Annotated in this window: 10 protein-coding genes and 1 pseudogene; 6 read left to right on the top strand and 5 right to left on the bottom strand. The window is 66.8% G+C overall.

What is annotated here, in order from left to right; genetic code table 11:
• Window positions 1-23: 23 nt before the first annotated feature.
• From EBB59_RS08935 to EBB59_RS08945, 3 genes are read right to left on the bottom strand one after another with little or no spacing between them, the layout of a single operon-like run.
• Window positions 24-974 (bottom strand): ribokinase, encoded by a 951-nt coding sequence (locus EBB59_RS08935; protein ID WP_122101808.1) that lies wholly within the window; start codon window positions 972-974, stop codon window positions 24-26.
• Between the two features lies 1 nt (window position 975).
• Window positions 976-2,271 carry a NupC/NupG family nucleoside CNT transporter gene (locus tag EBB59_RS08940; protein WP_122101809.1) on the bottom strand — a complete coding sequence of 432 codons (1,296 nt, stop codon included), beginning with the start codon at window positions 2,269-2,271 and terminating at the stop codon, window positions 976-978.
• 55 nt (window positions 2,272-2,326) lie between these two features.
• Complete coding sequence (locus EBB59_RS08945) at window positions 2,327-2,902, bottom strand: TMEM165/GDT1 family protein (protein ID WP_122101810.1); 576 nt, start codon at window positions 2,900-2,902, stop codon at window positions 2,327-2,329.
• A gap of 318 nt (window positions 2,903-3,220) precedes the next feature.
• Here EBB59_RS08945 and hemP point away from each other — a divergent pair, with 318 nt between their 5' ends.
• From hemP to gcvH, 5 genes are all read left to right on the top strand, one after another.
• On the top strand, window positions 3,221-3,391 hold the full coding sequence (gene hemP / locus EBB59_RS08950; RefSeq protein ID WP_122101826.1) for a hemin uptake protein HemP: 171 nt from the start codon (window positions 3,221-3,223) through the stop codon (window positions 3,389-3,391).
• Between the two features lie 257 nt (window positions 3,392-3,648).
• Entirely contained in the window at window positions 3,649-4,611 is a 963-nt protein-coding gene (locus tag EBB59_RS08955) for a DUF6607 family protein (RefSeq protein ID WP_122101811.1), read from the top strand.
• Window positions 4,612-4,631: 20 nt separating this feature from the next.
• Window positions 4,632-5,144, top strand: a complete 513-nt coding sequence (locus EBB59_RS08960; protein ID WP_147455545.1) for a Hemin transport protein — start codon at window positions 4,632-4,634, stop codon at window positions 5,142-5,144.
• Between the two features lie 279 nt (window positions 5,145-5,423).
• Window positions 5,424-6,524, top strand: a complete 1,101-nt coding sequence (gene gcvT / locus EBB59_RS08965) for a glycine cleavage system aminomethyltransferase GcvT (protein ID WP_122101813.1) — start codon at window positions 5,424-5,426, stop codon at window positions 6,522-6,524.
• Window positions 6,525-6,580: 56 nt separating this feature from the next.
• Window positions 6,581-6,976 carry a glycine cleavage system protein GcvH gene (gene gcvH / locus EBB59_RS08970; protein WP_122101814.1) on the top strand — a complete coding sequence of 132 codons (396 nt, stop codon included), beginning with the start codon at window positions 6,581-6,583 and terminating at the stop codon, window positions 6,974-6,976.
• Here gcvH and EBB59_RS13465 read toward each other — a convergent pair.
• Together EBB59_RS13465 and EBB59_RS14015 are read right to left on the bottom strand one after the other, a co-directional pair.
• Complete coding sequence (locus EBB59_RS13465) at window positions 6,970-7,245, bottom strand: hypothetical protein (RefSeq protein WP_147455546.1); 276 nt, start codon at window positions 7,243-7,245, stop codon at window positions 6,970-6,972. The two genes, gcvH and EBB59_RS13465, sit on opposite strands and share 7 nt — an antisense overlap.
• Window positions 7,246-7,669: 424 nt before the next feature.
• On the bottom strand, window positions 7,670-8,755 hold the full coding sequence (locus EBB59_RS14015; RefSeq protein WP_170156554.1) for a hypothetical protein: 1,086 nt from the start codon (window positions 8,753-8,755) through the stop codon (window positions 7,670-7,672).
• On the opposite strand from EBB59_RS14015, the pseudogene EBB59_RS08980 reads away from it, so the two are divergent.
• Window positions 8,754-8,850: pseudogene (locus tag EBB59_RS08980) on the top strand (sulfite exporter TauE/SafE family protein); the annotation flags it as partial. The gene EBB59_RS14015 and the pseudogene EBB59_RS08980 overlap by 2 nt on opposite strands.

Raw genomic sequence — 8,850 nt, forward strand, 5'->3', positions numbered from 1 at the left:
CGTGCGGCGTATGACGGCGGGTTTCAGCCGGCCGGCAGGTACGGCATCGACAGCGCGGCGCCCGTCCGCTCGGTCGAGCGCGCGGCGTAACGGCTGGCGACATCGACGTGACGGGCAAAGCCGACGTCTGCCCGCAGCGCCATCGATGCGCACAGCGCGCCGTTGAAGGCATCGCCGGCGCCGGTGGTGTCGAGGGTTCTGGCCGGTGTCGCGGCGATGCGGTAGTGCGTGACGCTATCGCCGCGGAGAGCGCCTTCTGGGTGGGAGACGAAGCTGCCCAGCGCGCCCAGCGTCAGCACCACGCTGCCGGCCGGGTGCAGGGTGCGGCAGAGCAGGTGCAGCGCATCGTCGGCGGCGCTGGCGACGGCCTGGGCGGGAATCGCCAGCGCGGTATGGCGGGCGATGAGCGCGGCGAACTCGGTTTCGTTGGGCGTGAGGATGTCGGCCTGCGCCAGCAGTGAGCGTTCGGTCCCGGCATTGGCGGGGGCGGGGTTGAGCACCGTGCGGCGGCCTGCGCCGCGCGCGGTGGCGAGCGCCAGCCCGATCGCTTCGGCCGGCGATTCCAACTGCGCCAGCAGCACGTCGGCGGCGGCGATGGCGGCGTGCTCGGCCTCGACATGCGCCAGGGAAAGTTCGGCGTTGGCGCCCGGCCCGATCACGATGGAATTGCGGCCCGCCGCATCGACGAAGATGCCGGCGGTGCCGGTGGGGTTCCGCGCGGCCATCGCCGCCAGCGCGATGCCGTCCGCCTTGGCCAGCCGCCGCGCCAGGCGTCCGCCGTCGTCATCGCCCAGCGCGCAGATGAAACGGGTATCGGCGCCGGCGCGGCGCGCCGCCATCGCCTGGTTGAAGCCCTTGCCGCCGGGGCCGCAGGCGTAGCGGCCGGCCAGCGTCGCGCCCGGCGCGGGCAGGGCGTCGCAACGCCAGACGTGATCGACGTTGAACGAACCGACGACGACGACCTTGCCGCTCATCTCAGCCGAAATGGGTCAGTACGCCGGCGATGGTGGCGGTCATGAAGGTGGCGATCGAGCCGCCCAGCACCGCGCGCAGACCGAAGCGGGCCAGGTCGCCGCGACGCTCCGGCGCCAGGCCGCCGATACCGCCGATCTGGATCGCGATCGAACTGAAATTGGCGAAGCCGCACAGCGCGTAGGTGGCGATCAGCGCGGCTTGCGGGCTCAACGCCACCCCCGGCATCTGGCCGTTGGTGATCTTCGCCAGCTCGGTGTAGGCGATGAACTCGTTGATCACGACCTTCTGCCCGATCAGCGAACCGACCGTGGTCGCATCCGCCCACGGCACGCCGATCACCCAGGCCAGCGGCGCCAGCACCGCTCCCAGAATGGTCTGGAGGTTGGTCGGCTTGCCGATCGCGGCGGCGAGCCCGGTCACTTCGCCGAACCAGGTCAGGGGCGCATTGACCAGTGCGATGAGGGCGATGAAGGCAAGCAGCATCGCGCCGATGTTGAGCGCCAGCCGGAGGCCGTCGGCCGCGCCCGAGGCCGCGGCGTCGATCACGTTGGCGGTGGTCTTCTCCACTTCCATCTTCACCGTGCCGCGGGTCAGCGGCTCGCCGGTCTCGGGGATCAGCAGCTTGGCCACCACCAGCGTGGCCGGTGCGGCCATGATCGAGGCGGCGAGCAGGTGCTTGGCGTAGAACGCCTGCTGCTCGGGGTCGCCACCGCCCAGCATGCCGACGTAGGCGGCCAGGACGCCGCCGGCGATGTGCGCCATGCCGCCGATCATCATCGTCAGCAACTCGGAGTGGGTCATCCGCGCGATGTAAGGCCGCACCGTCAGCGGCGCCTCGGTCTGGCCGATGAACACGCTGGCGCACACGCTGGTGGTCTCGGCGCCGGATACCCGCATCACCTTGGTGATCGCCCAGGCCATCGCCTTGACGATCGCCTGCATCACGCCCAGGTGGTAGAGCACGCCCATGAAGGCGGCGAAGAAGATGATGGTCGGCAGCACCTGGAAGGCAAAGATGAAACCGAACTTGTCGATATCCATCAGCGAACCGAAGATGAAGCTCGACCCGGCGTTGACGAAGGCCAGCAGCTTGACGAAACCGCGGCCCAGCCAGTCGAACATCTCGCGCCCGCCCGGCACCAGCAGCACCAGCGCGGCGAAGCCGATCTGCAAGGCGATGCCGGTCGATACCAGTTTCCAGTCCACCGCGCGGCGGTTGTTCGAAAACAGCCACGCCACGCCCACCAGTACCGCCAGCCCGAATAGGCCGAACCCGATCCGCGACAACCCTTCCATATCCGACCCCGTTGATGCTGCGCGGCAGATTAGCCGATTTGCCGTGCCACCGTCCTCATCCGATCCCGCGCAATGCCGCCCATAGCCCCAGCGCCAGAAACACCAGCGCGGCGGTGACGCGCGCGGTTTTCAACGGCAGCCGGGCGGCGAATCGGCTGCCTAGACACACCACCGGCACGTTGGCCAGCAGCATGCCCACCGTGGTGCCGGCCACCACCTGCCATAGCGGCGGGTACTTGGCGGCCAGGAGCACCGTCGCCACCTGCGTCTTGTCGCCGATCTCGGCGATGAAGAAAGCGAGACTGGTGGCGATGAAGGCGCCGCGCGCGGGCAGCCGGGCGTCGTCGTCGATTTCGTCGGGTTTCAGCGTCCACAATGCGATGGCGATGAAACTGGCCGCCACCACCCAGCGCAATATCTGCGGCGTCAACCACTGGGCCGCCAGCGTGCCGAGCCAGCCGGCCAGCGCGTGGTTGAGCAAGGTGGCCACCAGGATGCCGGCAACGATCGGCCAGGGCTTGCGGAAGCGCGCGGCCAGCAGCAGCGCCAGCAATTGAGTCTTGTCGCCGATTTCGGCCAGCGCCACGGCGCCGGCCGAGACCAGCAGGGGATGGAAGGGAAAGTCGCTCATCTTCTGGGTTCCGGGGCCGGGCGACATGGTGGACGCGAAAGCACGCGGAACGTCGCCCGGCCTGGGGTGGTCCCGCCTGCCTTCGGTCTTGCCCACGGCCTGTACGAGGCCGTTCGCGCGCCATGGCCTGCCGGCCAAGTGTGTTGACGCGCGCCCCGGCGCGACGCGCCGGCGGGCTACTCCCCGGAGGAGATTGCCGGCAATTCTATCCACCCCCCTTGCATCGTTAGAAAATGATAATTATTCTCATTGACGAACCTTATACGGAGCTTCGCCATGTTCGATCTCGTCCACCAGACCGCTGCCCATGAACGCGAGATGTCCGGAGCGTTCGGTTTCGACTCGCCGCGCGACGTACCACCCCGCATCCGCAAGGAAATCAGCAGCGGCGCGCTGCTGGGAGGCGAGCGGGAAATCCTGATTCGTCACGGGGGCGAGTGCTACCGCCTGCGCCACACGCGCAACAACAAGCTCATCCTGACCAAGTAGCCGGGACGCCTGCCGCCGCATTCCTTACGTTCAAGGTAGCCAGCCGCGCCGCACGCAAGCCAGCCAGTATTCGTACCGCTCGGGAGGCTCCGCCGCCGTCGCGGTCGGCGCCCTCGTTTGCCGCGAGGCCCGTCCGCGCCGCGATACGCCTTCGGGGTGCGGGTTTAGCCGGTGGCGGCCCGGTTGCCGTCTTGGCGGGGATGCGCTGGCGGCGCGGCGATGTTTCCTTCGATTCGAACCTCCACCGGAGACGCTCCATGTCCAGCCTTCGTTGTCTGCCGGCGCTATGCGTCGCGTTTTTCGCCAGCACCGCCGCCGCGGAAGCGCCCAAGGGGCCGGCCGGGGCCGATCGCGACGCGATCCTCGCCATGCAGGGGGAATACCAGGTTGATTTCGCCTTCGACGAAACCGTGCTGATCGCGCCCGGCTACGCGCGCGCGCCGGCCCAGCGTAGCGGCGGCGACGAAGTGGTGATCGTGGTGGAGGACAGCGCGCGGCGCATCGTCCTTCAGCATCTGCTAGTCGATGCGAAGAGCGGCCACGTCACCAAGCACTGGCGGCAGGATTGGGAATACGAAGCGCCGAAACGCTTCGAATTCAGCGCCGACCAGACCTGGCGGATGCGCGCGATCCCCGCCGCGCTCACCCGGGGCGCCTGGACCCAATGCGTGTATGAAGTCAACGACGCCCCGCGCTATTGCGGCACCGGCCGCTGGCGCCACCGTGACGGCGTGGCGACCTGGGTGTCCGACCGCGTATGGCGGCCTTTGCCGCGCCGCGAGCACACCCGCCGCAGCGACTACAACGCGATGCACGTGGAGAACCGGCATACGATCGTCGCTGGCGGCTGGACCCACGAGCAGGACAACACCAAGACCGTGCGCCGGGCCGATGGCGGCGAGGAGCGCAGCATCGCCCGCGAATTCGGCTTCAACGATTATCGAAAGACCGCCGAAATCGATTTCGGCCCGGCTTATCGCTATTGGCGGGCGACCGCGCCGTACTGGTCGCGGGTGCGGGCGCGCTGGCGCCAGGCGCTGGAAAGCGGCGGCCTGCGTCTTGCCACGAAGATCGACGGCATGGCGTTGATCATGCCGCTGTTCCAGCAGGCCGAACAGGCGCGGTCTGGAAAGCCGGTGGCCGAGCCGGAGATCGAGGCGCAGTTCCAGCGTTGGGTGAAGCCGCTGCCGCCCGCCGCCGGCGCGCGCGCCGCGCGTTAGCCACTTTCGGAGATAGCCCGATGAAATGCCTCCAGAGTCGTTTCCCACGCGTATCGGTCTCGGCCTTGCCGAAAGATTCGCTGGCCGCGGTCGGCCCCTTGTTGTGCTTGTTCCCGGCCGCCAAACGCAGCGAACTGGGGGCGCTTGCCGGCGCTTGCGCGGTCTGCGCGGAATGCTGCATCGACGATGACGGCATCCGCGAGAGCGTGCGTTTCCTCGACCAGGAAGGACGCACCTGCCTGCGCCTGTTCCTGCTGCCCGATAGCGATTACACCGGCTGGGAGCGCCTGCGCGAAGGCATGCCGTGCATCGCCCACGAAGCCCGCCTGTCGACTTGCTCGCGCTGCGTGGATTTAATGCGCTGCCTCGGCCGGCGCTGGCGCGGGCAGGACTGGATGGCCTCGCTCCTGCGAATCGATTCCGGCTGCCCCGCGCGTCCGGGTCCACGCATCGCCTCGGCCCGGGTGTCGGCCATCGGGCGCGAGATCGCTTGCCGCATCGCGCGCGCCGAGGGGGCGCCGATACCCGCCTGAAGCACTGTCACCGCCCCGCTGGCGCACGATCGATACGAGTACCGGATCGGGGTGCCGCCGCCGCGCCCGTGGCGCGCGATCAACGACTGCGCCAGAGGGGGTGCATCGGGCGCGCGATCGATGATGAACGCCGGATCGGCGGCGCCGATGCCCGCCGGGCGACATCGGGCCTGGACGCTCGGCGAGAGCGACGGCCGTGGACGACATGACGCGGTTGGTCGCGCCGGCCCGAGGCGTGGCGGTTTGCGATAATCGCGCTTTCCCATCGCGAGCCATGCCATGACCCAGAAGACCATTCTCAATGACACCCACCGCGCAATGGGCGCGAAGATGGTCGATTTCGGTGGCTGGGACATGCCGATCCACTACGGCTCGCAGATCGACGAACACCACCAGGTGCGCCGCGATGCCGGCATGTTCGATGTTTCGCACATGACCGTGGTCGATCTCGAAGGCGCGCGCGCCAGAGCGTTCCTGAAGCGGCTGGTCGCCAACTCGGTGGACAAGCTGCACAAGCCGGGCAAGGCGCTCTACACCTGCATGTTGAACGACGAAGGCGGGGTGATCGACGACCTGATCGTCTACTACTTGCGCGAGGACTGGTTCCGCCTGGTGGTCAATGCCGCCACCCGGGACAAGGACATCGCGTGGATCACCGCGCAGGCCAAGGCGTTCGATGTCGAGGTGAAGGCGCGTCCCGAGTTCGGCATGGTCGCGGTGCAGGGGCCGAACGCGCGCGAGAAGGTGATCGCTCTCCTGAAGGCGTCCGACCGCGAAGCCGCGCGCAAGCTGGCCCGCTTCGCCGCCCTGGAAACCGAAACCGCCGCCGGTGTGCCGGTCTTCCTCGCCCGCACCGGCTACACCGGCGAGGACGGTTTCGAAGTGATCGTGTCGGCGGCCGATGCCGTGGCGCTCTGGCATACGTTGCACGAGGCGGGCGTCAAGCCGGCGGGCCTGGGCGCGCGCGACACCTTGCGCCTGGAGGCCGGCATGAACCTCTACGGCCAGGACATGGACGAATCCGTTTCGCCTTTCGAAGCCGCGCTTGGCTGGACCGTGGCGCTGGACGAAGGCCGTGACTTCAACGGCCGCGCCGTGCTGGAGCGGCAGAAGGCGGAAGGCGCGCCACGGCAGATGATCGGCATCGTGATGGACGAGAAGGGCGTGTTGCGCCATGGCCAGAAGGTGATGAGCGCGGGCGGCGAGGGCGAGATTCTTTCCGGCACCTTCTCGCCGACCCTGGGTAAGGCGATCGCCTTCGCCCGCGTTCCGGCTGGCGAGCCGGGCGAAGTGCGTGTGGACATCCGTGGCCGCGAAGTGCCGGTGCGCGTGGTCAAGTTCCCGTTCGTGCGCGAGGGCAAGCCGCAAGACGGCATCTGATTCGCTACGATTCACCTATCCGCTTTCCACTCGCTTCCACAATCTATGGAGTCATCATGAGCAGCGAAATTCCCGGCGATCTGAAGTTTCTCAAGTCCCACGAATGGGTGCGCATCGAAGGCGACCGCGCGGTCGTCGGCATCTCCGACCATGCGCAGGGCCTGCTCGGCGATCTGGTCTACGTCGAACTGCCCGCGGTGGGCGACGAAGTCGAGGCCGGCAACGCCGTGGCGGTGGTCGAGTCGGTCAAGGCCGCCTCGGACGTCTACGCGCCGGTCGGTGGCAAGGTGGTCGAGATCAACGAAGCGCTGGCCGACAAGCCCGAGACCATCAACCAGGATGCCTTCGGCGAAGGCTGGCTGTTCGCGGTGGAAATGAGCGACCCGGCCGAAGCCGACGCGCTGCTCTCCGCCAATGATTACGCGGCGGTGATGGAGGACGACGATCACTGATCGTCATCGTCATCGAGAGTTCGCGACGGCCGCCATCGGGCGGCCGTTCGCGTTCGCTCGAAGCGGTTTCGCGCGCCGATGAAAAAATTTCGCGCAAATCGCCATCCGCGATACATGAAAACGATGCCGACGGGAAAAATCTTTCGCCATCCATCGGTCGATGCCGCTTGTCGCCGGCTCATCGGCGCGCCTCTTCGGCAGAGGCCGTGCGTGCCTCCCCGAATGTTGATCGGCTGAAGAAAAACCGGCTTTTTTTGCTGTTTTTTCATTCCATGCCACGCGCCCGCGTAAGCTCGGTGATGGCGTCTGCGGTGGCGGCGGGAAGTGTTCGCGCCATCAGGCGGGCGGTGGTGGATGTACGCATGCGAAAAAAATGCGCGGGACGTGTTGACAGCCTAAAAAACCGTGATTAGGTTTCGCCGAAACGACACGGCTGAACGGAATTGTCCCAGCAACGCGCGAACTCCAGGCACTCGGCATACCCGGCCCCGGCCATCGCTCCGAAACGGAGCGGGGATCGCTCGGCTTTCCTTCCGGCCATTTCGCTCGAATTGCGCAGACCCGCTCCCCGACTGGAAGTGGGTCTTTCCATATCCGCGCGTGTATCGCGCGTCATCCCATCCGTTGCCTCGCGCATTGCGCGAGGCCGGTCCGCGTCGGGTCCGACTCCCGCCGCGCGCGAAGCCTGGGCCGCTATACAAGTCCAATGACGAGGAGCCACATCATGGCCATGAAGAAAGTTGCGAAGAAGCCGGCCGCCAAGAAGGCGGTCAAAAAGGTAGCGAAGAAACCGGCCGCCAAGAAAGCGGTGACGAAGAAGGCCACCCCCAAGAAAGCCGCTGCCAAGAAAACGGTGAAAAAAGTGGTGAAGAAGGTTGCCGCCACGAAGACCGCGGCGAAGAAGGCAGTCAAGAAAGTGGTCAAGCAGGTGGCGAAGAAGCTGGCCGCCAAGAAGGCCACGGTGAAGAAAGCGGTCAAGAAGGTCGCGAAGAAGGCCGCGGTCAAAAAGCCCGCCGCCAAGAAGGCTGCCGTCAAGAAGCCCGTGGCTAAAAAGGCTGTCGTCAAGAAGCCCGCGGCCAAGAAGGTGGTCAAGAAAGCGGTGAAGCAGGTGGCGAAGAAGCCCGCCGCCAAGAAGGCCGTGGCGAAGAAGCCGGTGCAGAAAGCCGTGAAGAAGGCCGTGGCGAAGAAGCCGGTGCAGAAGGCGGTGAAGAAGGTCGTGGCGAAGAAGCCGGTGCAGAAGGTCGTGAAGAAGGCCGTGGACAAAAAGCCGGTGGAGAAGAAGGCGGCGGCAAAGAAGCCCGCCAGAAAACCGGCGGCGAAGAAAGCCCCGGCGGCGATGCCGCCGATGCCGATGCCGATGATCTGATCGTCGTTCTCCCACCCGGCTTCCGCGCCCAGGCGGAAGCCGGGGGAAACTTGGGTTCCGGTCGTTCGGATACCAAAAACCCGCGCCGGGCGCGGGTTTTTCTTGTGCGTGCTGGGTGGTGCAAGTCCTCTACTCATCTGCCAAGGGGAGGCGTTGGTGGAAGGCAAGTGCGTCGTGGACTGTGCGTGCGAAGGAGGCCAGAAGTGAAACGCTGACCTGACGAACAGAGAGTGGATACCGGGCGACACGCTGGGGTGAAACGGCCCGGGAAGCCAAAGCCCGGCACTTGCTGACATGGAGTGGCCCGACAGGCATAAGCGGACGGCCAGGTGCGTCATGCCCTGGGAAATCTCGCCTTGTGGATGAAAGTCCGATAGCGTTTCGGCTTTCGTCGGTATTGGCGGCGGCAGCATGACGGTACCGTTGCTCACCTGGCTCGACGTGCCGCCGGTGCGCGCAGTCGGGACTTCCTCGGCCTGCGGGGTGTTCATCGGCCTGGCCAGTGCGT

The sequence above is a fragment of the Solilutibacter pythonis genome (assembly GCF_003697345.1).
Classification (GTDB): domain Bacteria; phylum Pseudomonadota; class Gammaproteobacteria; order Xanthomonadales; family Xanthomonadaceae; genus Solilutibacter; species Solilutibacter pythonis.